General features: G+C 60.8%; 23 protein-coding genes. 9 read left to right on the top strand and 14 right to left on the bottom strand.

Going from position 1 to position 26,362, the window contains the following annotated elements:
- Positions 1 to 1,179: IS1182 family transposase (locus tag AS026_RS37365; RefSeq protein WP_062371485.1), on the top strand; the 1,179-nt coding region annotated here is incomplete at its 5' end.
- 149 nt (positions 1,180 to 1,328) lie between these two features.
- Here AS026_RS37365 and AS026_RS37360 read toward each other — a convergent pair.
- The 5 genes from AS026_RS37360 to AS026_RS37340 all read right to left on the bottom strand — a co-directional run bounded on the left by AS026_RS37360 (position 1,329) and on the right by AS026_RS37340 (position 8,010).
- Positions 1,329 to 3,227 carry a potassium transporter Kup gene (locus tag AS026_RS37360; RefSeq protein ID WP_025659423.1) on the bottom strand — a complete coding sequence of 633 codons (1,899 nt, stop codon included), beginning with the start codon at positions 3,225 to 3,227 and terminating at the stop codon, positions 1,329 to 1,331.
- Positions 3,228 to 3,245: 18 nt separating this feature from the next.
- Entirely contained in the window at positions 3,246 to 4,220 is a 975-nt protein-coding gene (locus AS026_RS37355; RefSeq protein ID WP_025659424.1) for a magnesium transporter CorA family protein, read from the bottom strand.
- Between the two features lie 401 nt (positions 4,221 to 4,621).
- Entirely contained in the window at positions 4,622 to 5,776 is a 1,155-nt protein-coding gene (apbC, locus tag AS026_RS37350; RefSeq protein WP_018856945.1) for an iron-sulfur cluster carrier protein ApbC, read from the bottom strand.
- Between the two features lie 517 nt (positions 5,777 to 6,293).
- Complete coding sequence (locus AS026_RS37345; protein ID WP_025659426.1) at positions 6,294 to 7,025, bottom strand: LuxR family transcriptional regulator; 732 nt, start codon at positions 7,023 to 7,025, stop codon at positions 6,294 to 6,296.
- Between the two features lie 190 nt (positions 7,026 to 7,215).
- Entirely contained in the window at positions 7,216 to 8,010 is a 795-nt protein-coding gene (locus AS026_RS37340) for an IclR family transcriptional regulator (RefSeq protein ID WP_062376064.1), read from the bottom strand.
- Between the two features lie 103 nt (positions 8,011 to 8,113).
- On the opposite strand from AS026_RS37340, the gene AS026_RS37335 reads away from it, so the two are divergent.
- The 5 genes from AS026_RS37335 to AS026_RS37315 all read left to right on the top strand — a co-directional run bounded on the left by AS026_RS37335 (position 8,114) and on the right by AS026_RS37315 (position 12,183).
- Positions 8,114 to 8,884, top strand: a complete 771-nt coding sequence (locus AS026_RS37335; protein WP_018856942.1) for an SDR family NAD(P)-dependent oxidoreductase — start codon at positions 8,114 to 8,116, stop codon at positions 8,882 to 8,884.
- Entirely contained in the window at positions 8,884 to 9,801 is a 918-nt protein-coding gene (locus tag AS026_RS37330; RefSeq protein ID WP_025659428.1) for a 2-dehydro-3-deoxygalactonokinase, read from the top strand. The genes AS026_RS37335 and AS026_RS37330 overlap by 1 nt, the downstream gene beginning before the upstream one ends.
- Positions 9,802 to 9,816: 15 nt before the next feature.
- The gene (locus AS026_RS37325; RefSeq protein ID WP_018856940.1) at positions 9,817 to 10,449 is read left to right on the top strand and encodes a 2-dehydro-3-deoxy-6-phosphogalactonate aldolase; all 633 of its coding nucleotides are present in this window, start codon (positions 9,817 to 9,819) and stop codon (positions 10,447 to 10,449) included.
- 5 nt (positions 10,450 to 10,454) lie between these two features.
- Entirely contained in the window at positions 10,455 to 11,342 is an 888-nt protein-coding gene (locus AS026_RS37320) for an SMP-30/gluconolactonase/LRE family protein (protein WP_025659429.1), read from the top strand.
- Positions 11,343 to 11,574: 232 nt separating this feature from the next.
- Positions 11,575 to 12,183, top strand: coding sequence for a PRC-barrel domain-containing protein (locus tag AS026_RS37315; RefSeq protein ID WP_062376062.1), 609 nt, complete (start codon positions 11,575 to 11,577; stop codon positions 12,181 to 12,183).
- 58 nt (positions 12,184 to 12,241) lie between these two features.
- Here the strand turns inward: AS026_RS37315 and AS026_RS37310 are convergent, their stop codons facing one another.
- Together AS026_RS37310 and AS026_RS37305 are read right to left on the bottom strand one after the other, a co-directional pair.
- Positions 12,242 to 13,600 (bottom strand): putative bifunctional diguanylate cyclase/phosphodiesterase, encoded by a 1,359-nt coding sequence (locus AS026_RS37310; RefSeq protein ID WP_025659431.1) that lies wholly within the window; start codon positions 13,598 to 13,600, stop codon positions 12,242 to 12,244.
- 123 nt (positions 13,601 to 13,723) lie between these two features.
- On the bottom strand, positions 13,724 to 15,445 hold the full coding sequence (locus AS026_RS37305) for a response regulator (RefSeq protein WP_062376059.1): 1,722 nt from the start codon (positions 15,443 to 15,445) through the stop codon (positions 13,724 to 13,726).
- A gap of 176 nt (positions 15,446 to 15,621) precedes the next feature.
- Between AS026_RS37305 and mutL the strand changes: the two genes are divergently transcribed.
- Positions 15,622 to 17,436, top strand: a complete 1,815-nt coding sequence (gene mutL, locus AS026_RS37300; protein ID WP_062376057.1) for a DNA mismatch repair endonuclease MutL — start codon at positions 15,622 to 15,624, stop codon at positions 17,434 to 17,436.
- A gap of 67 nt (positions 17,437 to 17,503) precedes the next feature.
- Positions 17,504 to 17,734, top strand: a complete 231-nt coding sequence (locus tag AS026_RS37295) for a DUF2093 domain-containing protein (RefSeq protein ID WP_007530431.1) — start codon at positions 17,504 to 17,506, stop codon at positions 17,732 to 17,734.
- Between the two features lie 31 nt (positions 17,735 to 17,765).
- Here AS026_RS37295 and lpxK read toward each other — a convergent pair whose 3' ends face one another.
- The 6 genes from lpxK to AS026_RS37265 all read right to left on the bottom strand — a co-directional run bounded on the left by lpxK (position 17,766) and on the right by AS026_RS37265 (position 23,581).
- Positions 17,766 to 18,806: a tetraacyldisaccharide 4'-kinase gene (gene lpxK / locus AS026_RS37290; RefSeq protein ID WP_062376054.1), complete on the bottom strand. Its 1,041-nt coding sequence runs from the start codon at positions 18,804 to 18,806 to the stop codon at positions 17,766 to 17,768.
- 106 nt (positions 18,807 to 18,912) lie between these two features.
- On the bottom strand, positions 18,913 to 19,626 hold the full coding sequence (locus tag AS026_RS37285) for an HAD family hydrolase (RefSeq protein ID WP_062376050.1): 714 nt from the start codon (positions 19,624 to 19,626) through the stop codon (positions 18,913 to 18,915).
- Between the two features lie 13 nt (positions 19,627 to 19,639).
- Positions 19,640 to 20,959 (bottom strand): lipid IV(A) 3-deoxy-D-manno-octulosonic acid transferase, encoded by a 1,320-nt coding sequence (gene waaA / locus AS026_RS37280; protein ID WP_025659436.1) that lies wholly within the window; start codon positions 20,957 to 20,959, stop codon positions 19,640 to 19,642.
- 141 nt (positions 20,960 to 21,100) lie between these two features.
- A complete protein-coding gene (locus tag AS026_RS37275; RefSeq protein ID WP_018856931.1) occupies positions 21,101 to 21,346 on the bottom strand; it encodes a DUF4170 domain-containing protein in 246 nt (81 codons plus the stop codon).
- Positions 21,347 to 21,407: 61 nt separating this feature from the next.
- The gene (locus AS026_RS37270; RefSeq protein ID WP_062376073.1) at positions 21,408 to 22,217 is read right to left on the bottom strand and encodes a 3'(2'),5'-bisphosphate nucleotidase CysQ; all 810 of its coding nucleotides are present in this window, start codon (positions 22,215 to 22,217) and stop codon (positions 21,408 to 21,410) included.
- Positions 22,218 to 22,234: 17 nt separating this feature from the next.
- Complete coding sequence (locus AS026_RS37265) at positions 22,235 to 23,581, bottom strand: TldD/PmbA family protein (RefSeq protein WP_025659438.1); 1,347 nt, start codon at positions 23,579 to 23,581, stop codon at positions 22,235 to 22,237.
- 118 nt (positions 23,582 to 23,699) lie between these two features.
- Here AS026_RS37265 and AS026_RS37260 point away from each other — a divergent pair, with 118 nt between their 5' ends.
- Positions 23,700 to 25,508 (top strand): monovalent cation:proton antiporter-2 (CPA2) family protein, encoded by a 1,809-nt coding sequence (locus tag AS026_RS37260; RefSeq protein WP_025659439.1) that lies wholly within the window; start codon positions 23,700 to 23,702, stop codon positions 25,506 to 25,508.
- Positions 25,509 to 25,997: 489 nt separating this feature from the next.
- On the opposite strand, the gene AS026_RS37255 is transcribed toward AS026_RS37260, so the two are convergent.
- Positions 25,998 to 26,333, bottom strand: coding sequence for a hypothetical protein (locus tag AS026_RS37255; RefSeq protein ID WP_131815374.1), 336 nt, complete (start codon positions 26,331 to 26,333; stop codon positions 25,998 to 26,000).
- Positions 26,334 to 26,362 lie beyond the last annotated feature (29 nt).

The following is a 26,362-nucleotide window of genomic DNA, read 5'->3' as shown; positions in this document are numbered from 1 at the left end:
CTGTTCATCGGTTACCTGTTCGGCGTGCGCTCGGAGCGTCAGTTGGTGCGCGAGATCGAGGTCAACGTCGCCTACCGCTGGTTCTTGCGGCTGAAGCTGACGGATCCCGTGTTCGACGCCTCGACCCTGTCGCAGAACCGCCGCCGGCGCTTCAACGACACGTCGGTGGCCCAGGACATCTTTGATCATATCGTCAGCCAGGCGATCGCCCACAAGCTGGTCGATGGCACGGTGCTTTACACGGATTCAACGCATCTGAAGGCGAATGCCAACAAGGGCAAATACGATCTTGCGATGATCGAAAAGTCGCGGGCCGATTATTGGGCCGATCTCGACCGGGCGATCGAGGCGGAGCGGACGCTGCACGGGCAAAAGCCGCTGAAGGACAAAGAGCGTGAGCCGCAGGTGAAGGAAATCAAGGTGTCGCGCACCGATCCCGACAGCGGCTACATGGTGCGCGACGGCAAGCCGAAGGGCTTCTTCTATCTCGACCACCGCACGGTCGACGGCAAGCTTGCGATCATCACCGACACCCATGTGACGCCGGCCAATGTGCATGACAGTATCGTCTATCTCGAGCGGCTCGACCGGCAGCGGGAGCGGTTCGGCTTCGAGGTCGGCGCCGTCGGCCTGGATGCCGGCTATGCCACGTCCGGCATCGCCAAGGGGCTGGAGGACCGCCAGATCCTAGGCGTCACCGGCTATCGCAATCCGACCCCACCCAAAGATGGCATGATGCGCAAGTCGAAGTTCGACTATGAGCCCGAGACGGACGGTTATCGCTGCCCCGAAGGCCAACTGCTCGCCTATGCCACCACCGACCGCAACGGTTATCGCCACTACACATCCGACCCGGCGATCTGCCAAACCTGTCCGCTGCTCGCCTCCTGCACATCAAACACCAAGGCGGTGCGCACCATCACCCGCCATGTCTGGGCCGATGCGCGCCAGCGCACCGACGCCAACCGCCTGACCCCTTGGGGCAAGGCAATCTATAAGCGCCGCAAGGAGACGGTCGAGCGCTCGTTTGCCGATGCCAAGCAGCTTCACGGCCATCGCTATGCCCGCTTCCGAAGTCTCACCCGTGTCGCATGCCAGTGCCTGCTGGCCGCAGCCGCCCAAAACATCAAGAAGATCGCAATGGCGCTCACCAAGCCACCCAGACCAGCCATGGCATGAGGGCCAGAGACCGCCAACTTCGCCGCGCCGCAGAACCCAACTTAAAACAACCAACGTCCAAAAAAACAAACCCGCCGAAAATATCGACGGGTTTGTCAGCGGTCTGAGCCCGGCGGATCGCCGGGCTTTTCAGAAGCGCATTTGCTCTTCTAGATAATGACGTGCGAGCCGAGTTCCACCACGCGGTTTGCCGGCAGGCGGAAATAGTCCGACGGATTGGCCGCGGCATTGGCAAGCGCGATGTAAAGACGGTCCTGCCAATAAGGCATGCCGGACTTCGCATCGGGAACGAGCTTGCGGCGGCCGAGGTAGAATGAGGTCGACATGATGTCGAACTTCAGGCCGGTCTTGCGCAACGTCGCCAAGGCCTGCGAGACGTTCTGCGACTCCATGAAGCCGAACATGAGCTCGACGCGCGAAAACCGCTCCGAGATCTGCTCGACCTTGTAGCGATCGGCGCTCGCAACGCGCGGCTTGTTGATGGTGCGGATCGTGAGGATCACGTTCTTGTCGTGCAGAACGTGATTGTGCTTAAGATTGTGCAGCAAGGCCGCGGGCGCCGATTCCGGATCGCTCGTCAGGAAGATCGCGGTACCGGGTACCTGGGCGGGCGAATGATCGCTCTTGCGCTCGATCGAGCTGACAAAAGAGGCGAGCGGGATATCGGTGTGGCGCGTCTTCTCCATCAGGAGGGCCGTGCCGCGACGCCAGGTCCACATGAGGATCGTAAAGGCGGTCGCCATCAGGATCGGAATGTAACCGCCGTCGTGGATCTTCAGCAGGTTTGCACCCAAGAAGATCATTTCCAGGCAGAGCAGCGGGGCAAGCGCCAACGTGGCGACCGGAATCGACCAGTTCCATCGCGCGCGCACAAACTCGAAGGCCATGATCGAAGTGACGACCATCGCGCCCGTAACCGAGATGCCGTAGGCAATGGCCAGCGCGTCCGACGTCTTGAAGCTGATGACGAGGAAGATGACGCCGACGAACAGCAACGCATTAACGGAGGGCAAGAAGATCTGCCCGGTATTCGTCTCCGAGGTGAAGAGGATTTCCATGCGTGGCAGGAAGCCGAGGTTGATGCCCTGGCGGACGAGCGAGAAGGCACCGGTGATGACCGCCTGGCTGGCAATGATGGTGGCCGCGGTCGCGAGAATGACGGCCGGCAGCAGCGCCCATTGCGGAAAGGCCAGGAAGAACGGATCGGACACGGCCGCGGGATTGCCGAGCACCAGAGCGCCCTGCCCCAGATAGTTCAGTGTCAATGCCGGGAAAACCAGCACAAACCACGCCCACTGGATCGGCCGGCGACCAAAGTGCCCGAGATCGGCATAAAGTGCTTCGGCACCGGTCACGCTTAGGAAGACCGCGCCAAGCACGACCACGCCGTAGAACCCCTCATGCAGCAGGAAGCTAACGGCATAGTAAGGGTTGAAAGCGGCAAGGATGCCAAAGTCATCCGAGATGTGAGAAATGCCGGCGGCCGCCATCACGATGAACCAGAGCGCCATGATCGGCCCGAAAAAGCGGGCGACGGCCCCGGTCCCTCGAGACTGGACGACAAATAGCAGAGCCAGGATGAAGACCGAGATCGGTACGATGTAGCTCGTCAGAGTTGGAGCCACGAGTTTCAGACCTTCGACAGCCGATAGCACCGAGAGAGCCGGCGTGATCATCGCGTCGCCGAGGAACAGCGCCGCGCCCACCAGGCCAAGCAACATCAGCAGCGCGGTATGTCCATTTGCCGTCTTCATCAGCAACGCCAGCAGGGAAAGCGTGCCGCCTTCGCCTTCGTTGTCCGCACGCAGCAGGAAGAGCACGTACTTGATGGTGACGATAATGGTCAGGGTCCAGATCATCAGCGAGATGAGGCTGATCACCTCGAAGCGGGTGAGGCCGTCGACCATGACGGGCTTCAGGGCTTCGCGGAACGCGTACAGCGGGCTGGTACCGATATCGCCGTAGACGACGCCGATGGAGCCGAGCGCAAGGTAGGCCAGCTTGCGCGGCTTCATGTGTCGTTCGTGTGTATGGCTACCTTCGTGCATGAAATGAAAACAGGCTCTTCAGAGCCAGCCTTTCCATCGGAAAAAGAAGAAGGGAATGACGGCGGACAGCACCATTAGCCCAATCGAAAACGGATATCCGTGGGCATAGTGCAGTTCCGGCATAAACTCGAAATTCATACCGTAGATGGAGGCGACCAGCGTCGGCGGCAAGAACACCACGGACGCGATCGAAAATATCTTGATGATCGAGTTCTGCTCGATGTTGATCAGGCCGAGCGAGGCGTCGAGCAGGAACGTGATGTTGCCGGCGATGAAGGAGGCATGCTCGTTGAGCGACTGGATGTCGCGCGAGACCGTTTTGCACAATTCCTTGGTGTCGCGATCCTGCTGAACTGCTGGGATGGTGAAGAAAAAGGTCATGAGGCGGGACAACGAGGCGAGGCTGTCCCTGACCTTGCTCACGATGCGATGATGGCCCGCAATGTCCCGGAGCTTCTCTTCCAGATAGTTCGACGGCTTGCGCACCTTCCTGGCGCGATCGCCGAAGACATGCGTCGACAGGATGTCGATGCGGGCAACGGACTGCTCCAGTATCTCGGCAGTGCGATCGATGATCGTTTCGAAAAGCTTTGCCAGCAATGCGGCACCGCTGCGCCATTGCTGCGGCACGCGGTGGAGCGCGGCAATGAAGAGCGCAAAGGATTTGGGCTGCGCGTAGCGGATCGTGACCAACCGCTTGCCGGCGAGGATGAATGCCACGTCGGTCAGCGTCGGTGCATCTGTCTCGGCTTTCCAGACGAGGGAAGCGGTCATGAAGACGGCATCGTTTTCGACGTAGAGACGGGCTGACGGCTCGATGTCCTTGAGATCGTCTCGCGTCGGAACCTCGATGCCGAGAGCTTTCTCAACAAAAAGCTCCTCTTCGCGCGAAGGCTCGATCAGGTCGATCCACATCACATCGTCGCGTAACGTACCTCGCGACAGGTCGCCAACGTCAACCGACTTGCAATTGGAACAGTAGGCCGTGATCACCGGTTGGGCCTCTGGCAATCAGGGCTTGTTGCGCGCATCGCTGTTTTCATCGAAAGCCCTTCCACGGCGCGCCGCCTGCGAGAGCGCGCGGGATGCAAGTTCCCGATCTTAATGAAAGCGATTGAAGAAAGTTCATACGACTCCTGGCACATCCGGCAACCGCCAGGATATGCAACGTGCTCAACCGCATCGCAGTCGCCAATCCTTCGACCAAGATAACTCCGACCATGCAGCTGACCGCCCCGGCGGGGTGGCCATCATCGAGCATTCGCAAAAAACCGCCTCATGGCGACGGCGCGCCATATGACGGAAAGCTGCGAAAGAATCAAGACATCTTACGCTTACTGCGCCGTTTCACCACATTTCCTCCGCAATTGGGAGTCTAGCGGCAGCGAAGCATTTCACTCGAAAACAATCTCCGGTGCGGCCCGCTGCGGCTGCCCGCCGAGCTGCTGCCAGACCTTGGTCGCGATGTCGCGATAGATGCCGGCAACAATGCCGTTCGGCTCCGTCGCGACAAGCGGCGTGCCGGCGTCGGACGTCTCACGAATGTTCATCGTCAGCGGTACTTCACCGAGGAAAGGAACGCCGATGCGCTCGGCTTCCTTGCGAGCCCCGCCATGACCAAAGATATCGTAGCGGGTACCGGTATCGGGCGCGATGAAATAGCTCATGTTCTCGACGATGCCGAGCACGGGGACCTCGACCTTCTTGAACATGTTCAAGCCCTTGCGGGCATCGACGAGGGCGAGATCCTGCGGCGTCGAAACGATGACGGCGCCCGCCAGCGGCACCTGCTGCGCCATCGTCAACTGCGCATCGCCGGTGCCGGGCGGCATATCAACGACAAGCACGTCCAGTTCGCCCCAGGCCACCTCACGCAGCATTTGCATCAATGCCGATTGCACCATGGGGCCACGCCAGATCATGGCGGTCTCCTCATCGACGAGGAAGCCCATCGACATGACCTTGAGCCCGTAATTCTCCATCGGGTTGATGATGCGCCCATCGATTTGGGTGGGGCGGCCGGAAATCTTCAGCAGCCGCGGCATCGAGGGGCCGTAGATATCGGCGTCGAGAATGCCAACACGCAAGCCATTTGCCTGGAGGCCGAGCGCAAGATTGACGGCCGTCGTGGACTTTCCAACGCCCCCCTTGCCGGAGGCGACGGCGATGATCGCGCCGATACCGGGAACGCCGAGCTTGCCGGCGCGCGGCTGCTGTTGCGGGGCGTGCGCAGGGCCATGATGGTCATGCCCGGCCTGCGGCTGCGGGCGCGAGACCGGCGCCGAGCCGGAACCGGCCTTTTTGTCTGCCGTCAGCGCAACCAGCGCTCCCTTGACGCCCGGCATTTCCTTGATGACCCGTTCGGCAGCCAGACGAAGCGGCTCGAGCTCCTTAGCCTGATCGGCCGGAACGGTGATGGAAAAATAGACTTTGCCGTCGGAAATGAAGACATCAGACACCATACCGAGCTCGACGATATCATGCTCGAGATCGGGGCCGCGTACGGTCTTCAGCGTTTCGAGAACCTGTTCCTTGGTGACGCCCGTCATTCCATCCTCACTGCCTGTGTTTGGCATTCTAGATAGAGGAGCGCCGCCTCTTCGCCAAACAAAATCGGCGATCGGGACCGCATTTGAGGAGGCGAGGCTCACCGGAAGGCCACTATGTCCACCAAGTCCGCCGGGCTTTCGCCCTGATGGTCACAACAGCCTTCCAGGATAGCGAGCTAAGCCTTGCGAACTAGAGCAAGCGTCACAAAAGGCCAGCGAAAAATGCCCATGGGAAGAGCAAGCGTGAGGGATGCCGTCGGCGGCGTGTTCTAAAGGCAACAACCGCCGCCGACGCCCTACGCCCGAGGTCGGGCCTGTGGCATCGGCTGGCGGTATGCAGGCCGCGCCGTTTGTCCGGCGTCGTGCCAGGTCCCCTCTGGACCGCTGAATGTAAGCAAGCAGAAAACATGCCAATTGGCAAACCGCCAGCAATGCCGGCGCGGCATGGCGCCGGGGTCGTCGGAATTGGCGAGAAATTGGGCGCGAATGATTGGCAAGCCCACAATTTGCGCAACCCTTACTTTATGAGACCGATCCGCAGCGCCTTGGCGACTGCCTGCGTCCGGTTTGCCGTATCCAGCTTTCTTGTCGCGCGGTTCAGGTAGTGGTTCACCGTATGCTCGGACAGGGTGAGGATTTCGGCAATCTCCACACTGGTCTTGCCAGCCGCGGTCCAGTTCAGACAATCGATCTCCCGATCGGTCAAGGTATCGGTGACGCAGTTGTCATGGTTGCGGATCTCCGCCAACCGGTCGAAGACGTGGATGGAGATATAGTGGAGTTCGCGCATTTCTTCTGCGGTGAATGCCTCGCGATCGCCTGAGAATGAAATGGCGCCACGACCGCCTGAGGGCTCGTGGGTTGGAAAATAGGCGCAACGCATCATGCGAAAGCGTTCGAAAAGTGCCTTGACGATGCCCGCCTTCCCGTCGGGGCGATCCAGTTTCGCTTGCGACACGTCATTGAAGAAGGGCGTTGTCGAAGTCCGAAGCCGCTTCATGACCGGGCTATTGGCCACAAGCCCCTCGTGGTCGTAGGCAGCCAGAAGTTCCACCGGCCAGCTCGAGATGACCGTGCTGCTCTGCAGGTCCCGTGCTGTCACGGAAGGAAGATTGAAAACCATAAAGGCCCGCGCCCGATAGGCTTCCGTTACCTTCTTCATGAAGCGGAAAATATCGAACTGCGTTTTCAGTCCGGCGATCTCGCTAACGTGTACGTCCACGGAAGATCCTGGCTGCGATGAAGTCATTTACTTGTTCAACTCAAAAAAAGATGGAAGCCTGATGGGCGGCGACGCCTCCGCGCCGTCCCTAGTTTGTATCGCCGGTGACGATCTACCAGCACATACACCCCAAGACGGGGGATTGACGAGCATCAATTGTGACGATTCGTCAGAAAATCTCAATATTGTGCTTTAGGCCAAGCCGGCCGTCAGCAGTTCAGCGACGCGGACCAAGCCCGATGCGCATCGCCTCCATGATCCGTTCAGCCGACTGCTGGATCGGAGCCGCCCATTCCGAAAGCTTTTCCATAGTGAGCCTGTAAGCCGGACCAGTCACGGAAACGCCGCCAACAAGCGACTGAGTTTCCGACCAGATCGGCGCAGCAATACAGCGAATCCCGACCTCGTGCTCCTCACGGTCGAAGGCATGGCCCTGCTCCCGTATCTGCTCGATCTCAGCAAGAAGCGACTCGGCCGTATGGGTGTTTGCCGTGAACCGATGGAAGGAGAGGTCCGCCACCAAGGCCTTGACCCGCTCTCTGGGCAGGATGGAAAGGGCCGCCTTGCCGACGCCGGTGCAATAGACCGGTGAGGCGTTACCAATCTGCGAATACATTCTGACGGGCTGCTGCCCTTCGAACTTGTCGAGGTAGATGATCGAGGTGCCGCGCAGCACGCCGAGATGGACCGTTTCAGCAGTCAAATTCTGGAGAGCCTTAAGATGCGGCTCCGCAACCAGACGAAACTCGTTGCGCGCCCAACTGCGAGACGCGAAGTCCAAAAGCCGTAAGCCCGGCGAGTATCTGCCCTCCGCATCGATCTCGAGTAGGCCCTCCTCCACGAGATGGCTGAGTTGGCGGTGGACCGTACCACGCGGCTGATCGGCAACTGCCAGTATATCCGTGAAGCGCATGGGACCGTCGGCGTGGGTCACCAGGTCGAGAAGGACCATCAGCTTGCCGAGGGTGCCCGTGTCGCGCCTCTCGGGCGCACTCCCTTTTGCCGCACTCATTGTTGCCCCAAACGCCTTGACAGAAATGCCAGGGTAGTCGGATAATTCCACATAGTCAAATTAAGTTCCAAATAATAGAACAACCGAAAGCCGGGAGGAAATAGTGACGGGTATTGTTGCGCAGTTTCCGGAATTCAGGGACCGCACGGTCCTGATCACGGGAGGCGGGTCAGGCATCGGGGCAGCGATTGTCGAAGGCTTCGCCCGACAAGGCGCCAAGGTTTCCTTCATCGACATCGCGGAAACGGAAAGCCATGACCTCGTCGCGAGGCTGTCGCGCGACACCTTGCATCCCGTTCGCTTTCATAAGGCCGACCTTCGCGATGTCGCCGCCATCCGCAGGACAGTCGACGAGGTTGTCGCTCACTCCGGTCCGATCAGCGTGCTCGTCAACAATGCCGCCCGCGACGACCGACACGATTTCGAAACGGTGACCGAGGAATATTGGGACAACAACCAGGCGACCAACCTGCGGCACGTCTTCTTCACCACGCAAGCCGTCGCGCCCTCGATGCGTGCCGCTGGCGGCGGCGCGGTGATCAACATGTCGTCGATCGCCTTTCTCCTCAACATGCCCGAATTCCCGGCCTACACGACCGCGAAGGCCGGCGTGATCGGACTGACGAAAAGCCTGGCCGGCAAGCTCGGACCGGATAACATCCGCGTCAATTGCATTCTGCCCGGCATGATCGTCACGGATCGCCAGATGAAGCTTTGGCTGACCGAGGACGGCATTGCGCAAACGGTGCAGCGCCAATGCATCAAGAAGGTTCTGCACGCCGATGCGATCGTCGGTCCGTGCCTGTTTCTGGCGTCTAGCTGCGCGGCGGCGATGAGCGCACAATCTCTTATTGTCGATGGAGGCATTTTCTGATGGCGGATCCCGCTTATGTCGCGGTGGATTGGGGAACGAGCAGTTTTCGGCTCTGGCTGATCGGCAAGGATGACAGCGTCCTGGCCGAAAGCCGTGGCAATGAAGGTATGACGACGGCAGCGAAGACCGGATTTGCCGAGGTTCTCGCCTCGCACTTGGGCAAGGTAAATCCGCCGGAAAATCTTCCGGTCATCATCTGCGGCATGGCAGGTGCGAAACAGGGATGGGTCGAAGCGGGCTATGTCGATGTCCCGGCATCGCTATCCTCGATCCTGACCGGCGCCGTATCCGTCCCCGGCCAGACCCGGGACGTCCGCATCCTGCCCGGACTTGCACAGAGGGATCCGGCGCGGCCAGATGTCATGCGCGGCGAGGAAACACAGCTCCTCGGTGCGCTTGGCCCGCAAAGCACTGGGTCGCAGGCGGTCTGCATGCCCGGAACGCATTCGAAATGGGTGCATGTCAAGAATGGTCGTGTCACCGGTTTCTCCAGCTTCATGACCGGCGAACTTTTCGACGCGATCTCCAAGCACACGATCCTGTCGCATGCAATCGCCGGTGCCGATCAGAGCCCGGCGGACGAGGCAGCCTTCGAGAGCGCCGTAAAAACGGCCTATGACCGACCCGCGATGGCGACCAACCTCTTCTTTACCGCGCGCTCGGGCCAGTTGCTGCATGGTCTGACCGCTGCGGCTGCGCAGGCGAAGATATCCGGGACCCTGATCGGCCTGGAAATCGCGGGCGCGATGTCAGATGCGGGGACGGGCGTCGACGTCACTCTCGTCGCCGCCGGCCGGCTGCAGGGCCTTTATGAAGCGGCCTTCAAGGCATTATCTTTATCCTACAACACCATTGATGCTGACACGGCCGTCCGTGGCGGCCTTGCTGCCGCCGCCAAAACTATTTGGCCGAACTGAGAAAGTACCAAAGCGATGAACCGCATCCCCTTTCCTACGATGAAGCGTCCACTGATTGCCATTCTACGTGGCATCAAGCCTGAAGAAACCGAAGGCGTGGTCGGCGCACTGATCGAAAACGGTCTGACCGCCATCGAAATCCCGCTGAACTCGCCCGAGCCGTTCAAGTCGATCGAGATTGCCGCAAAGATGGCGCCGGCCGATTGCCTCATCGGGGCCGGGACCGTGCTGACGACCGAGGCCGTCGACAGCCTCCATTCGGCAGGCGGCAAGCTGCTGGTCACGCCGAACGTCGAGCCCGAGGTCATTATTCTCGCCCGCAACTACGGTATGGTGACGATGCCGGGCGTCTTCACGCCGACGGAGGCATTGGCGGCTGCCCGCGCCGGCGCAACGGGGTTGAAGTTTTTCCCCGCCAGCGTTCTCGGACCGTCGGGCATCACCGCTATCCGCGCAATTCTGCCGCCGGAGCTCGTGATTGCGGCCGTTGGTGGTGTTTCGGACAAGAATTTCTCCGATTACACCAAGGCTGGCATAAATGCCTTCGGCCTCGGCACCAGCCTCTACAAGCCGGGAATGACCGCCGCAGAGGTTGCCGAGCGTGCCAAGGCGACCATTTACGCCTATGACGCAGCCGTAGGAGCTTAAGGCATATGACGGAAATTCATGAGTTCGCGGGCAGGACACTCTGCAGCACCAACTCCGTGCTTGGTGAGGGGCCGACCTACGATCCGGACACCAACACGGTCTGGTGGTTCAATATTCTTGGCAAGGAGTTGCACGAGCTGAACCTTTCGACGGAAGAGAAGAAGGTGCATGCGCTGCCGATGATGGCGAGCGTGCTCGCCCGGGTCGATCCTGACCGGCAGCTGCTTGCGACCGAACAAGGCCTTTTCATTCGCGATATCAAGAGCGGCAATCTGACCTTCTATGCAGCTCTTGAAAGCGACAAACCGGAAAACCGCTCGAACGACGGCCGCACCCACCCCTCCGGCTCGCTCTGGATCGGCACGATGAGCAAGCGGGCGGAAAGCCGTGCAGGCGCCATCTACCATGTCGCCGGCGGTCGCGTAACCAAGATATTCGATGGCATCAGCATCCCGAATTCGATCTGCTTCTCGCCGGATGGAACGATGGGCTACTTCACCGATACACGCATCAGCCGGCTGATGCGTGTGATGGTCGATCCGCAGACCGGTCTCCCGACAGGCGAGCCGATCGTGCTTGTGGACACGATGGATGAGCCGGGTGGCATCGACGGCTCGGTGGTGGATGCCGACGGATACATCTGGAATGCCCGTTGGGGTGCCGGTACCGTCGATCGCTACAGCCCTGATGGACTGCGCATTGCACGCTACAAGGTGCCGGCGTCACAGCCGTCATGCCCTGCCTTCATCGGGACAAACGGTGACCGGCTTGCCGTCACCACGGCGTGGGAGGGGCTCGATGAGCATGCCCGCTCGATGCAACCGCAGGCGGGTTCCCTGCTCGAACTGGATGTTACGGTGAAGGGCGTTTTCGACCCGGTTTACGTGATGTGAAGAACCATAATCAGGCTTCCCGGGGCGCCATTTGGCGCCCCTTTTTTGTCGACCGAACCCCGCGTGGCCATACATCGTATGAGCTAAAAGGTCCGTGGAATTAGCAATTTTTGCGCGATTTTTTTCGGGAACCAATTGAAATCCCGTTCATTTCAATAGGGAACCGGCCGCAAACGCCGAGCATGGCGGGAGCGGGCTAAAGATCCCTCAGGAACGCAAAGGTAGGTTCAAAATGACAAGCAAACTCCTGAAGACTGTTGCCGCTAGCGCGCTGTTTGCCACGGCTTTTGCACCGGCGACATTCTCACAGACTCAGCCGGCAGCACCAGGCGCTCCGGCAACACAGGCCGCGCCGGCCGACCCGGCAGCTCCGCCGAAGGTCCCGGACGCCACAGCACCGATGGACAACGCCGCTCAGGCTCCGGCGCCGGCCGCAACGGCTGACACCGCGCAGGCGAGTGGTGGATATCTAACGGAGCAGGCCGCCGATCAGATCAGTGCCAACACCTATATTGGCCAGTCGGTCTACACCGGCCAGAACGAGAGCATCGGTGAGGTCAACGACCTGATCATGAAGAAGGACGGCGGCCTGGTCGCAGCGATCATCGGCGTCGGCGGCTTCCTTGGAATCGGCGAAAAGGATGTTGCCGTTCCGATGGATAAGATCACCGTCGCTCAGAACACGCAGGACGGCACAGTGAAGCTGACCACGTCCGAGACCGCAGAAACGCTGAAGGCGGCTCCGCAGTTCAAGACGCTTCAGATGATTGCAGCCGAGAGGGCCCCTGCGCCTGGCGGTACAACGGATACCACCGCCACGGGTTCAACGACGAACAAGTAAGATACTGCGCAGTGAGTACCGCGTAACCGGTGGCGTCCGAAAGGGCGCCATCGGAGTTTCAGGCGCTGACGCGATCAGACGTGTCGTAGTAGTTCTCGTGCAAGAACCGGAGCGTGGCAATGCTGTCAGCGGGCTTGCCGAAATGGTAGCCCTGCCCCATACCGCAGCCGAGCGAACGCAGCTTGACGGCTTCCAGATAGTCCTCGATCCCTTCGGCGACCACTTCCAGGTCGAGCCCCTCGCACATGGTTAGGATCGCCTTGATGATGTGCTCCGAGGCGCGATCGGAATTGATGCGCGACACGAAGGCGCGATCGATCTTGATCTTGTCGAACATAAAGTCGCGGAGGCGGCCGAGGCTCGATTGACCCGTCCCGAAGTCATCCAGCGAGATGCGCACGCCGGCCTGACGGAGATCGGCAATGATCCGGTTTGCCGTGTCGGCCGAGCCCATCACCGCAGTCTCGGTGATTTCGAGTTCGAGCCGGTGCGGATCGAAGCCGACACGACCGAGGATCGACAGGATGCTGCTGCTCGTCCCCGGATCCATCAACTGCGCCGAGGAGAGATTGAAGGAGAGGAAAAGTTCGCGCGGCCAGGAAAGGGCAGCCTCGGCCGCCTTGCGCAGGAGCGCCTCGGACAGCGCATCAATGAAGCCGCGCTCCTCCGCCAGCGGGACGAAAACGCCCGGTGACACAAAGCCCAGATCAGGATCGTTCCATCGCGCCAGAGCTTCAAAGCCCACGACCTGGTTATTGGAAAGTGCGACGATCGGCTGGAAATGCACGTCGATCACATCGGAAATGATGGCATTGCGCAGCGCCTGTTCCAATTGCGTCGCGCGCTTCATTTCCTGGGCGATCTCGCGGGAATAGACGGTGATCTGGCCACGGCCGCGGCGTTTTGAACGGTAGAGCGCGGTTTCGGCGCTTTTCAGCAGTTCGTCGAATTCCTCGCCCGCGAAGGGATAGATCGAAAAGCCGAAGGATGCCGACAGCCGCACATTGCGGTCGCCGAGATCGTACGGCGCCGACAGGACTTCGCGTATCATCTGGCCGAACTTCTCGGCGCTGGCCCGCTCGAACACCAGCGGCAGGACAAAGGCAAATTCATCGCCGTCATGACGCGTCACGAGGGCACCGTCGGGAATGCAGGCCTTCAATCGATGGGCGACCTGGCAGAGAATTTCGTCTCCCGCCGATGAGCCGAAAAGATCGTTGATCGGCTTGAAGGAATCGAGATTGGCGATGCCGATCGTAAATGGTGCTGGATCGCTCGCGCGTTCGGCTGAGATCTGGGCAATCCGGTCGCGCATGCGGTAGCGGTTGCCGAGCCCGGTCAGTGGGTCGGTATAGGCCATTGTCTGAAGTTCATTCTGACTTACGGGCACCAGAGGCATTTCAGCCGACATCATCATTCAGACCCAGACTGCACCAACGGCAGGAAGGATGGCGGGCAAGTCTTAAGAATTCGATAGTGGATCGGTCACGTTGGAACCGTGTTTTGTCCCAAGATTTAGGGAGTTGACGAGCTTTGTTCGTCACATGCTGGCCTGTCTGATGTCCTGGGCAAGGTACTGTTGAAAGATCCCTTGAAGAATATCTGGGCTTACCGGCTTCATAATTACGTCGTCCATTCCAGCCTTTGCGCACTCAGCTCGATCGCGCTCGAAGGCTTGCGTCAGAACACCGATGATCGGCGTTCTTGTACTGCCGCCTTCCTCTGTCTGGCGGATCAGCCGCGCCGCTTCGAAACCATTGAAGCCCGGCAGAGAGATATCCATCAGGATGATTTTCGGCTGGTGCTCTGTCCAGAGGCGAACGGCTTCATCGCCGCTTGGGGCGATCATGTAACGGTAGCCGAGGCCTTCGAGAATCTGCGAGAAAACGATTTGGTTGATGTCGTTATCTTCGGCAACGAGCACGTCGAGCGTGTTCGCCTCCTCCACGGCAGTGATTTCCCAGTCGGTGTCAATGCCTTCGGCCATCTGGCCGCGGTTGCTGCGGTTGAAATGACGGGCGATCTGGAAGGTGAGCTCATTGGCGAGCTGGAAGCCGTCCATCGCCAGTGCCGGGATGCCGTATTGCTCGGCGAGCTCGAGGCAGCGCATGCCGAGCTGGTTGTCGATCACGAGCAGGTCGAGCGCGATGCCGGAAGAGTTCGCGATTTCCAGGAACTGTTCCTCCTCGTCCTCGCCGCGAACCGAACAGGCCTCGAAACCGTATTTGGCGAGGGTCCGCAGGGCCGCGCCTTCTGCCACGACATCCGATGTCACGACGAGGATCTTGCGACCGGAGAAGTTCTCCGGGACGATCGCCTCCATTGCCGCCGGCTCGCGCCGTTCGCCGTTTCCGCTCATCGGAACATAGGCGCGCCGATAGGAATTCTTGCTTGACGTCGTGACCGTCGATGCGAACCGGAACTCTTCTAGATCGTCGCCGTCGCGCGGCAGATCCTGCATGGTCGAGACAAGAAAATAGCGCCCCGGCTTGCCGATCCGGTGCTTGCGCGTGACGATGTCGCGTTCGACGCCGTCGCGGGAGACCTGCCGCTGGCGGGAAATCGACATTTCGCCCGTCTCCAGAACATGACGGTCGCTTTCCTCGAAACGCTGGGCGACATCCTCGGAGAACAGGTCGCTGCTCTTGCGGCCAAGCACTTCATCGACCGTCGTCTGATACTTGTCGCAGAAGGCGATGTTGACGGCGACGTAATTCAGATTGCGGTCCTTGACGAAGAGTGGGAACGGCAGGTTGTCGAGGATATCCTCCGTGAGCTGCACACGCTCGAGATCGGAGCGCCACTGTTCCTCGCGCTTCTTGTTCTCGGAAATGTCCTGGATGACGCAGACGCCGTAGCCGCTCGCAAGGCGCCGCTTGCCAAACCTGATCCACCGATCCGCACCATGCCGCTCGACGGCCTCGAAGCGCTCGCGCCAGTGCGAGGCGATCTTCTGGGACAGCCAATCCTCACGGCTCATCGCACCTTGGTTGCTGGCCGACTGCGTGCGGATGCCGGTGTCGTAGATGGCGCCCAGGAAGTCACGCAACCGCCTCCCCGGCTTCAGCATCGCCGCCGATATCGGAAAGAAATCGAGAACCTGGCGGCTCGCAAAGACCATGTGGTCGGTCTTGTCATAGACGATGAATGCGGCGCCCAAGCTCTCGCATACCGCGTCAAACAGCACCGTCTGCAGGCTTGATTCAGCCGGCATTTCGCTGCTTACAGATGATGTGTCCGCTTGTTCGAAGCCGGCACTCATTCCTACGCGTCCCACATCTGTCCGATTTAAACCCAGTCCTCGGAATAAGTCGCAAAATGGCACCTTTGTCTTAAGGCGCGCTTAATATTAAGCAGCCGGAATTAGGGCGTGCAGAACGGAAAGGCGGTGGCGCTTTCGCCCTTCCCTCGGACCCGCGAATCCAAGAGAATAGGCGCATGGCCATCAGACAGCTTTCAGAGACCCTCATCAATCAAATCGCCGCCGGTGAAGTCATCGAGCGGCCCGCGAGCGCCGCTAAGGAGTTGATCGAAAACGCCCTCGACGCAGGCGCGACGCGCATTGAGGTTGCGACGTCGGGCGGCGGCAAGAGCCTGCTGCGGGTTTCGGACAACGGGTCTGGCATGGATGTTGCGGATCTGGAGCTTGCCGTACGACGCCACTGCACCTCGAAGATCTCAGATACGCTGGACGATATCCGCACGCTGGGTTTTCGCGGCGAAGCGCTGCCATCGATTGGCTCGGTAGCCAGGCTCAGCATTTCGAGCCGCCGCCGGGACAGCGCAGGCGGCAACGAAATCGCCGTCGAGGGCGGAAGAATTACACATCTTCGCCCCTCACCCGGCAATCCGGGCACGATCGTCGAAGTTCGCGATCTCTTCTTCGCGACGCCGGCCCGCCTGAAATTCCTCAAGACGGAAAAGGCCGAGGCCGCGGCGATCACCGAGGTCGTCAAGCGCATGGCGATTGCCTTCCCCGGGGTGCGCTTCGTGCTCTCGGGGACTGATCGAACGACGCTGGAGTTGCCGGCGACGGGTGACGATCATCTGGCGCGGATGGCGCAGATCCTTGGCAAGGATTTTCGCGACAATGCGATCGAGATCGATGCGGAGCGGGAGGGCATATCGCTGACAGGCTTTACCGGCGTGCCGACCTTCAATCGCGGAAACTCGGCCCACCAATATGCCTTCGTCAACGGACGTCCGGTGCAGGACAAGCTGATCCTGTCGGCGATCCGCGGCGCCTATGCCGAGACCATCCCAGCCGGGCGTTATCCGGTCGCAGTACTGTCGATCAGGCTCGATCCGGCTCTTGTCGACGTTAACGTGCACCCGGCCAAATCGGACGTGCGCTTCCGCGACCCGCAACTGGTGCGCGGCCTGATCGTCGGCGCCGTGCGCGAGGCGCTGGCGCGTGACGGCAGCCGGACGGCCACAACGGGTGCAGACGGCATGCTGCGCTCCTTCCGGCCCGGTTTCCAGCCTGGCGCCCAACGGCCCCAACAGCCTTGGTCGGCGGCGACCTCGCCATCGCGTCCATTCCACCAGGCTGCAAACGGCAGCTTCGGCGAACGGCCGCAGGCCTCCTTCGACGGCCTTGCGACGCCGACGGCCCGCAGCGACATCGCCCCTACCCCAAGAATGCCGGTTGCGCCGGAAGAGCCGCCACAGCGCTATCCGCTGGGTGCCGCCCGGGCGCAGATTCACGAAAATTATATCGTGGCGCAGACGGATGATGGCCTCGTAATCGTCGATCAGCACGCCGCGCATGAGCGCCTGGTATTCGAGGCGATGCGCAAGGCGCTGCATTCGAAACGGCTCGCCTCGCAGGTGCTCCTCATCCCCGAAATCGTCGATCTGCCGGAAGAGGATTGCGATCGGCTTATGCAGTTTGCCACCGAGCTTGGCGAGCTGGGGCTGGCCATCGAGCGCTTCGGCCCCGGCGCGATCGCCGTGCGTGAGACACCTGCCATGCTGGGAGAGGTGGACGCCACGGGACTTATCCGTCAGCTGGCGGACGAGATCGCCGAATGGGATACCGCCTCCGGCCTGTCGGCCAAGCTGGAATATGTTGCAGCGACCATGGCCTGCCACGGATCCGTGCGTTCGGGCCGACGGCTGCGACCCGAAGAAATGAACGCCCTTCTCCGTCAAATGGAAGTTACTCCCGGCTCAGGGCAGTGCAACCACGGACGACCGACCTATATCGAGCTCAAGCTCTCGGATATTGAGCGGTTGTTCGGCCGTAGCTGAAAAAGCTGGAAAAGGCCGCTGCGGCGCGTTATGGCAGGGGTATGACAGCCTGCAAGGAATGGAGCGCATGAACTTGTTCGAAGGAAATGGAAACCGCGAAGCGCAGATACGCTATCTCGATGCGGATTTTCAGATCCTGTCGCCGGGCTCCTACGTCGTATGTGCAATTACCGGCAAGCAGATCCCGCTCGACGAGCTGCGCTATTGGAGCGTCGCGCGCCAGGAGCCCTACGCCGATGCCGTAGCCTCGCTGGAGGCTGACAAGCGCGCTGGCGTTTTGCCGAACCAGAAGCGCTGACGCTGAACACCGGCACCCCGAGATTTTCCGATTAGGCCTTCCGCCCTTCCTTCAAGCGCCGATCGCGGCAGGCATTGATGGCCCGGTCGATGATGAGACTTGGCGCCAGAGCATCCTCGAAGGCCATCTCCACCTCAATCACCCGGCATTTTGCCGCGAGTTCCTCGGCTTTGCCATGATGGCCGGCGAGCCGGACGAAATCCTTCGACGTCGTGACAATCTGAAGGCCGTCGCTCTCTGCCGTTGTCAGAATGTCGTCGATCTCGTCATCGGTCAGATGCTCGTGATCACCGAACGAGCGGCGAGCGGCGATATGCACGCCGACGGATTCGACGGTGCGGAAGAATTTCGACGGATCGGCAATACCGGCAAAGGCCAGCACGTTGCGGCCGGAAAGATCGGCGCTGTCGCACACCTTCAGGGAAGCCGTGAAATAGGGTTTGGCGGCGCGCGCCGCGATCCGAACGATATTGTCGGCCGCTTCGCCCCCGCCAACCTTCAAAAGGGCTGTCGCGTAGCGCAACTGCTGACGGATGGGCGCGCGTACAGGACCACCGGGAACGATGTGGCCATTGCCGAGGCCACGCGTGGCGTCGATGACCAGCAACGCATAGTCGATCGCCAGGCGAGCGCTCTGAAAACCGTCATCCATGATGATCAGGTCCACGCCTTCCTTGACGAGGCGCTGGGCCCCTTCGACACGGCGGCGGGAAATCACGGTGAGCGCCTCTCGAGCGAGAAGCAGAGGTTCGTCCCCGACAGCCAGGGCGCGGTGATGAACCGGATCGACAACAGTCGTGACATCGAGGGAACCGCCATAGCCACGGCTCAGAAAACCAGGCTTCAGCCCCTTTGCCTTTGCCGCGCGGGCGATCGTCAGCGCCGTCGGCGTCTTGCCGGCGCCGCCGACGGTGAAATTGCCGACGCAGATAACGGGCACGGGAACCGAAGCACGCTTGGCGTTGGCCATCCGATAGCCGGCCGCACGCCCATACAGGAAGGAAATCGGATAGAGCGCCCAGGCACGCCAATCGGCTTTCGACCACCAGAAGGGTGGCGCTTCGGATACCATTTTCCCCGCCCTGCCTTTCGGACCCCGAGCGTCATGCTGACGGGCTGTGTCCTCGACCGGGCGGAAAGAGAAGGTAAATTTCAAGAAAAAGCAAGCCCTTGGTCAATCAAGCAAGCTGACGGTCGGGCAGCAGGCCTTCAAGCTCGGTGATGTCGTTCAGGCAGTAATCGGATGCGGCGGCGAGCGTTTCACGCGATCCGGTGCCAGTCAGTACGGCCACGGTCACGCCGACCTTGGCGTTGCGGCCCATGTGCAGATCGTGGTTGTTATCGCCGACAAGGGCGACCTCGGAGGGATCAAGGCCCGTCGCCGCGCAGAAACCAAGCACCATGCCCGGTTCCGGCTTGGTGCCGAAGCCGCTATCGTATCCGGCCACATAGTCGATGAAGGGCGCAAAGCCAAAGCGCTGGGCGGTTTGCCTGATCGAGCGCTCGTTGTCGCTCGAGGCGACACCGAGGCGAAAGCCGCGTGCATGCAGCCTACCGAAAAAGGCGGCCAGATCAGTGACCGCTACGGAAAACTCGGCGGCATGAGAAAAGAGCTCGTCCAGCTTGATCGTCAGCTCGATAACGTCGAGCATCGAGCCGGCCGCGACGAGCCCCTCCGAAATCTGGCGCGTGTTGCCGGCCGCCAGCAGACTGTCGGGAACGATGTGGCCGCTGACGGGATCCATGCCGCAAGCCAGAAGCAGCCGGTCCGCAAGTTCGGGATCGCCTTCCGATGCGATGCGCGCTAGCTCGCGGTTCACCGGCAGCCAGCTCTCGTCGTAGTCGAGAAGCGTGCCGTCCTTGTCGAAAAGTATTCCCTTGATTGCCTTCATAGCCGCCCTGCCCTCAGCGCTGCAAAGCCGCCTTCGGCAGCAGCCTCGCCTTCACGGTGAGCGGATTGATATAGGGCTCCAAGCCCTTCACCGTCGCCGTCAACGCGCCCCGCATTTCTTGCACGGCGCCGATCCCGGCTTCGATCATGGTGCGACGCGCTCCGTCGTTGGTGAGCAAATAGTGGACGCCCTTGGCAAGCATCTCCGTATCGCGGACCATGCGCGCGCTGCCGCGCCGCGCCAGCTTCTGATAGGCTTCGCGGAAGTTCTGCACGTTGCTGCCCGACAGCACCGCGCAACCGAGCATCGCCGGCTCCAGCGGATTTTGCCCACCTTCGGCAAACAGCGAGCGCCCGACAAAAGCAACCTCCGTCAGGCGCAGGTAGAGGCCCATTTCGCCGATCGTATCGCCTAGGAAGATATCGACATCAGGGGTCAGCGCATCACCGCGCGTGCGGCGGGCGACCTTGAGACCCAGCTTGACGAGCTCGGCTTCGATGTCGTCGGCGCGTTCCGGATGCCGCGGCACGATGATCGTCAACTGCTCGTCCCGCTCCTTCAGCGCCCGATGGACGATGCCTGCGGCCTTTTCCTCACCGTCGAAGGTGGAGATCGCTGCCCAGGTCTTGCGGCCGCCGAGCTGCTTCTTGTAGTCGGCGAATACCGCAGCATCGTAAGGCGGGGCGTCGGTATCGACCTTGAGATTGCCCGACATCATGACGTGGCGCGCGCCGAGATCGCGGAAGCGCTCGGCATCGACATCCGATTGCGCAATAACAAGCGCCAGGTTCTCGAACAGGGCTTCCGCAAGTGCCGGACGCCGACTCCATCGCGCGAAGGAGCGGTCCGACATGCGCGCGTTGACGAGGATCTGCGGGATGCGGCGGCGGCCAAGTTCCATCAGGGTCGCCGGCCAGATTTCGGACTCAGCGATCAGTACGCAGTCCGGCTGCCAATATTCAAGGAAACGGCTGACGGCGGGCTTGAGGTCGAGCGGCACGTACTGATGGATCGCTTCGTTGCCGATGCGCTCAGCGGCCAGCTTGGCGGACGTGATGGTTCCGGTGGTCAGAATGACGTGGATGTCGCGGCGGCGAATTTCGCGGATCAGCGGAATGACGGCATTGGTTTCACCGACGCTTGCGGCATGGAACCAGACCAGCGGTCCGGCCGGACGGTCGGCGCTGGCATAGCCCGAGCGCTCCAAACGGCGCGCACGGTCTTCCTTGCCCTTCGCGGCCCGATAGGCGAGATACCCTCCGACGAACGGCGTCAGCAACGTTCCCGTTGCCTGATAGGCGCCCAGCGCAAACCGCGCCATGCGACCGCTCATCTGCCAAATCTCCGATCACAAATGATCGACATCAACCCATTCCTAATTATTGTTGCGGCCGCAATGGCCGATCAGTTTGTTCAGAATGCGTCAGGCAGTCAGTCGGCTCACGGCTCGTAGCGAGCCGCGCCCGGGGGAGGGTTACTGCGCAGACTTGCTTTCCGGGTCCAGCAAACGGTGCATGTGGACGATGAAGTAGCGCATATGCGCATTATCCACAGTCGATTGCGCCTTTGACTTCCAGGCCGTCAATGCCGTGGCATAGTCCGGATAAATGCCGACGATATCGAGATCCTTCAGGTCCCTGAACTGAACATCGTCCAAGCTTTCCAGTTCGCCGCCGAATACGAGATGCAAGAGCTGCTTTTTGCCGCCGGATTCCGTCATTTTCTTCTCTTTCTGCTCTATTCTCCTCCGCCGCTTCATCTGAGGGATTTTGACGGAAACGTCAACTGCCTCGTCGCTCACCGATCCGGGTTATAAGATCGGCGAGTCGCGGCCCAGCGGCGGCGCAGAGTTCGCCATGGCTGACCTGCATGCGGTTATAGAGCGGCACGTCACCGCGGAGATCAACCAGCCGGCCTCCGGCGCGCTCGAGTATGAGATCCGCGGCCGCGAGATCCCAATCATGTGAATTGTGCTTGATGAAAGTGCCATCAATTTGACCGTCGGCAACCATGGCAATGCGATAGGCAAGGGACGGCACGTGCTTCACGCGCTCGATGCGATGCTTGAACGGTTCCGGGAATGCCTTGAGCACATCCTCCGCGATGGCAAAGCGCCCTGGTGCATCGAGCGGTTTTGTCGATACAGTAATCGGCCGCCCGTTCTTCAGGGCCACGCCACCTTTGACCGCCTCGAAGAGTTCTTCCAGAGCAGGAGCGTAGAGAACGCCGGCGACAGGTCGCCCGTGGCGCACGACCGCGACGCTCACGCACCACAGATCCATTCCCGCCAGGAATGCCCGCGTGCCGTCGATCGGGTCGATGATGAACAGCGTGTCCCGTGAGAGCCGATCACCGCTGTCCTCAGTTTCTTCCGAAAGCCAGCCATAATCCGGCCGGGCTGAGCGGAGAATGGATTCAAGCGTCCGGTTGGCCGCGAAATCGGCGGCGCTGACGGGCGATCGCCCCTCGTTCTTCCACCAGACCTCAGGCGCTTGATTGAAATAGCCGAGTGCGACTTTGCCGGCCTGCCTGGCAGCATCTGCGATCAATTCCAGATCGCTCCGCCAGAGGGCTGTGTCCACGTCAGTCATTTCGGCAATCCAATCCATCAGCGCCCGGCGAGCGTCATTCCCTCGATCGCAAGCGTCGGAGCGGCGACACCAAACTTGCGGTCGATGTCGTTTGCCGGCGTAACCCGCATGAACATGTCCTTGAGGTTCGAAGCGATCGTCACTTCAGACACGGCAAAGGTCAGTTCGCCATTCTCGATCCAGAAGCCGGTCGCGCCGCGGCTGTATTCGCCGGTGATCATGTTGACGCCCTGGCCGATCAGCTCGGTTACATAGAAGCCGTTACCGACACCGCGGATCAGGTCCTCGGGTGAAATGTCGCCCGGCTCGAGAGCGAGGTTCGTCGCGGATGGCGTCACCGAATTGCCGCCGCGCACCCCGCGGCCGTTGGTCTCCATTCCGATCTCGCGGGCCGTCGAGGTGGAGAGGAACCAGTGCTTGAGAACACCATCCTCGATCATCAGCAGTCGTTCGCCGGATACGCCCTCGCCATCGAAGGGGCGCGACGACGGGCCACGGACGATCAGCGGATCGTCGGAGATCGAAAGCCCCGCCTTCAAGACCTGTTGCCCCATCTTGTCGCGCAGGAAACTGGTCTTGCGTGCAACCGAGGCGCCATTGATGGCCCCGGCAATATGTCCGACGAAGCCACGAGCAACACGGGGATCAAAAACGACGGTGATATCCTTGCCAGTATCCACCTGGCGCGGGTTGATGCGCTTGACCGTGCGCTCGCCGGCCCGGCGGCCGATCTCGGCGGCATTATCCAGCTCGCCGAAATAGATGCGGCTGTCGAAATCATAGTCGCGTTCCATCGCCGTGCCTTCGCCGGCGATGACGCTGACGGATCGGCCGAAACGCGAGGCCATGTAGCTGCCCTGGAAACCGTGGGAGGTGACAAGGACAAGGCCACCCATGCCGGCTGAGGCTCCGGCGCCGGACGAATTGGTCACGCCATTGACGGCAAGGGCCGCGGCTTCCGCCTCGAGGGCGGCTTCGCGGAGTTGGTCGGACGACACCTCGGTCGTATCGAGGAGCTCGAGATCCGGATAGGAATTCGCAAGCCTGTCCTCGTCTGCCAGGCAGGCGAACGGGTCTTCCGGCGACACCTTGGCCATCGCCACGGCTCGCTCGGCCAAAGCAGAAAGATCGAAGCCCGGATTTGCCGAGACACTGGCAACGCGCTTACCGATGAAGACGCGCAGCGAGAAATCATCGCTTTCTGACGATTCCGTGCTCTCGACCTTGCCGAGGCGTACGCTGACCGATTGCGATCGCGAGCGCACGACCACCGCATCCGCGGCATCGGCGCCAGCCTTTTTTGCCAGGTCGATCAATTGGCTTGCGCGGGAAAGAAGCGTCGAGGAGTCGATTTCTGAAGACATGATTTGGCCTTTCCTTCGCGTTCCATTTATTGTGCACTACGAAAAGCATCAAGGTCGCGTGAGCCGATTCTTTTGCCCGCCGCTTGTATGCCTCCCCGCATTGAAAGAAACTCGCCTGATGTCAGAGCCCAACACTCTCTTCGCCGAGACGATCCTGCTCCTCGGCGGCGCCGTGGTTTCGGCGCCCATCTTCAAGCGCCTTGGTCTCGGAACGGTGCTCGGTTACCTGGCTGCCGGCGTCGTCATCGGCCCGATCTTCCATGGATTGACGGATGGCGAAGAGATCCTGGATGTTGCCGAACTCGGCGTCGTCTTCCTCCTGTTCATCATCGGGCTTGAGCTGAAGCCTTCGCGCCTCTGGCAAATGCGGCGTGACATCTTCGGGCTCGGAACCGCGCAGGTGGTGGCGACCGGTCTACTGCTGACGCTGTTGAGCGGCCTTTCCGGCGTTCTCGACTGGCGTGGCAGCATCGTTGCGGGTTTCGGGCTTGCTCTCTCCTCCACCGCCTTCGCGATGCAGATCCTCGAGGATGAAGGCGAGGTGAATACGCGCTACGGGCAGCGCTCGTTCTCAATGCTGCTGTTTCAGGACCTTGCGATCGTGCCGCTGTTGGCCCTGATCAGTATTCTCAACGGTGGCAAGGGCAGCGGAACGCCCCTGCTGGACTTCGCGATCGCCATTGGTGCTGTCGGCGCGATGATCGTCATGGGACGCTACTTGCTGACACCGCTCTTTCAGATCATCGCCCGCACCGGGGCCCGCGAGGCGATGATCGCCGCCGCCCTCTTCGTGGTGATGGGATCGGCGAGCCTGATGCAGCTTGCCGGACTGTCGATGGCCATGGGCGCCTTCCTTTCTGGCGTGATGCTGGCCGAATCCTCCTATCGCCACGAGCTGGAAGCGGACATCGAGCCCTTCCGCGGCGTGTTGCTCGCTATCTTCTTCATCGCCGTCGGGCTTTCGATCCAGCTCGAGGTACTCAGAGACAACGCACTCTTCATCATCGTCGCCGTGCCTGTTGTCATGGCAGCGAAGGCCTTGGTGATCTACGTACTCTGCCGCGCAACCGGCTCGCCGCATGACGACGCTATCAGGATCGCTTTTCTGCTGCCGCAGGGCGGCGAATTCGGCTTCGTCCTGTTTTCGGCCGCTGCCGTTTCCGGCCTGATGCCGACGAGTACCGCCTCGCTGCTGATTGCGATCGTCACCCTGTCGATGGCCCTCACGCCGATCGGAACGATGCTCGCCAAGCGGCTGCTGTCGGGAAATCAGGAAGAACAACTGGACGAGGATTTCGAAGGTGCCGGCGCGGATGTTCTGATGGTCGGATTTTCGCGTTTCGGACAGATCGCCGCCCAGATTCTGCTCGCCGGCGGGCGCGCCGTGACCGTCATCGACTTTTCAGCCGATCGCATCCGGCAGGCTTCCTCTTTCGGTTTCCGGATTTACTTCGGCGACGGCACCCGAAAGGACGTGCTCAGGGCCGCCGGCATCGACCGGGCGAAGATCGTTGTTGTTTGCACGCAGAAGCGCGAGATCACCGACAAGATCGTCGAACTGGTGCAGGCGGATTATCCACACGCAAAGCTCTTCGTGCGCTCCTACGACCGCATCCACTCGATAGCGCTGCGCAACCTCAACGTCGACTACGAACTGCGCGAAACGCTGGAGTCAGGCCTGCTCTTCGGCCGGCGAACGCTCGAGGCCTTGGGCGTCGGCGAAGCGGAGGCCTATGAAATCGGCGAGGATATCCGCAAGCGCGACGAGGCGCGCCTCGTGCTCCAGGTCACCGAAGGACTGCAGGCCGGCCGCGACATGCTTTTCTCGCAGCCGGTCAAACCGGAGCCGCTCATGAAGCCAAAGCGCGCCGCTAGCTTCGACGAGGACCCGCTGGCGGGCACGGCAGAAGTGACGGCCGACGCTTAGAACCCTTTCACGTTAGATTGAAGCGTTCTGCTTGCTCAAAGGATGCCCGCGTGAGCGACGATGTGATACACCCTCATCGATCCCCTGGCCTTCGCGTCTGATAGGAACTCGCCCGGAGTGGGCAATCTCCATCTTTCCCAGATCTCAAAAGTCACATGAACCGCCGCCTTTGGGCGTGAAGCCATCTGCGCAGGCGGGGTTCGCGGGTTCATTTAGCGAGCGGGCTCCCGGCCCACCGGTGGTACATGACGAACTGATTGCAGTGAGCAAGAGAAAAGCGAGTGCCGCGATTGGCTTGTGCAAGCGGGTCATGGGAATTCTCCAATTGAGCATCCTACAAAGCCTGACCGCCAAAGTTTTCCGATGCCAAGTTCCGGGCTCGGGGGTCTACTGCAACAGCTAAGCGGCGGCAAGCATCCCATGGCATGATGAACCTGTACTCGCCCGTTGGAAAGAGGACAGGCGACGGGCTCTCTGGCGCGATCATATTTATGGCCCTTGGGGCCAGAAGCGTACAACTAGACGCCTTATCTGCAGACCGATGAGGATTGCTGTAGCCGGGAACGCAACCTGCAACGCGTAGTAGACAAGTCGAAGGAAATCCGGGTCGGGAGCACTCCACAAGTTGCCCCCACTCGAGATACCGAGGTCTATGTATTGCTCGATCCATCGGAAAACGGCATCAGCCACCTCTTCGGGCCCGGCACCGACTTTGTCGAAGGCTAGTGTGAGGAACGGCACGATCCAGGCATTGAACAACAGGCTGCCGGCGGCGCCGCAGACGCCCCCCTGCCAGAAACTACTAGTGTTTGTCCCGTTCACCATCGAAGCAAGCATGCTCTTGCAATCGGGCC

It is taken from the genome of Rhizobium altiplani (genome assembly GCF_001542405.1).
Taxonomy (GTDB): Bacteria; Pseudomonadota; Alphaproteobacteria; order Rhizobiales; family Rhizobiaceae; genus Rhizobium; species Rhizobium altiplani.
The sequence above is the reverse complement of the archived record's forward strand: the minus strand, read 5'-3'. Positions and strand labels throughout refer to the sequence as shown.

Coding starts and splice junctions, on each gene's coding strand:
- AS026_RS37275 (WP_018856931.1), bottom strand. CDS start 21,346: ATGACGGAATCCGGCGGCAAAAAGCAGCTCTTGCATCTCGTATTCGGC.
- AS026_RS37295 (WP_007530431.1), top strand. CDS start 17,504: ATGAACTTGTTCGAAGGAAATGGAAACCGCGAAGCGCAGATACGCTAT.
- AS026_RS37330 (WP_025659428.1), top strand. CDS start 8,884: ATGGCGGATCCCGCTTATGTCGCGGTGGATTGGGGAACGAGCAGTTTT.
- lpxK (WP_062376054.1), bottom strand. CDS start 18,806: ATGGTATCCGAAGCGCCACCCTTCTGGTGGTCGAAAGCCGATTGGCGT.
- AS026_RS37340 (WP_062376064.1), bottom strand. CDS start 8,010: ATGAGTGCGGCAAAAGGGAGTGCGCCCGAGAGGCGCGACACGGGCACC.
- AS026_RS37325 (WP_018856940.1), top strand. CDS start 9,817: ATGAACCGCATCCCCTTTCCTACGATGAAGCGTCCACTGATTGCCATT.
- AS026_RS37360 (WP_025659423.1), bottom strand. CDS start 3,227: ATGCACGAAGGTAGCCATACACACGAACGACACATGAAGCCGCGCAAG.
- mutL (WP_062376057.1), top strand. CDS start 15,622: ATGGCCATCAGACAGCTTTCAGAGACCCTCATCAATCAAATCGCCGCC.
- AS026_RS37310 (WP_025659431.1), bottom strand. CDS start 13,600: ATGATGATGTCGGCTGAAATGCCTCTGGTGCCCGTAAGTCAGAATGAA.
- AS026_RS37270 (WP_062376073.1), bottom strand. CDS start 22,217: ATGACTGACGTGGACACAGCCCTCTGGCGGAGCGATCTGGAATTGATC.
- AS026_RS37305 (WP_062376059.1), bottom strand. CDS start 15,445: ATGAGTGCCGGCTTCGAACAAGCGGACACATCATCTGTAAGCAGCGAA.
- AS026_RS37315 (WP_062376062.1), top strand. CDS start 11,575: ATGACAAGCAAACTCCTGAAGACTGTTGCCGCTAGCGCGCTGTTTGCC.
- AS026_RS37265 (WP_025659438.1), bottom strand. CDS start 23,581: ATGTCTTCAGAAATCGACTCCTCGACGCTTCTTTCCCGCGCAAGCCAA.
- apbC (WP_018856945.1), bottom strand. CDS start 5,776: ATGACGGGCGTCACCAAGGAACAGGTTCTCGAAACGCTGAAGACCGTA.
- waaA (WP_025659436.1), bottom strand. CDS start 20,959: ATGAGCGGTCGCATGGCGCGGTTTGCGCTGGGCGCCTATCAGGCAACG.
- AS026_RS37285 (WP_062376050.1), bottom strand. CDS start 19,626: ATGAAGGCAATCAAGGGAATACTTTTCGACAAGGACGGCACGCTTCTC.
- AS026_RS37255 (WP_131815374.1), bottom strand. CDS start 26,333: ATGGTGAACGGGACAAACACTAGTAGTTTCTGGCAGGGGGGCGTCTGC.
- AS026_RS37345 (WP_025659426.1), bottom strand. CDS start 7,025: ATGACTTCATCGCAGCCAGGATCTTCCGTGGACGTACACGTTAGCGAG.
- AS026_RS37260 (WP_025659439.1), top strand. CDS start 23,700: ATGTCAGAGCCCAACACTCTCTTCGCCGAGACGATCCTGCTCCTCGGC.
- AS026_RS37320 (WP_025659429.1), top strand. CDS start 10,455: ATGACGGAAATTCATGAGTTCGCGGGCAGGACACTCTGCAGCACCAAC.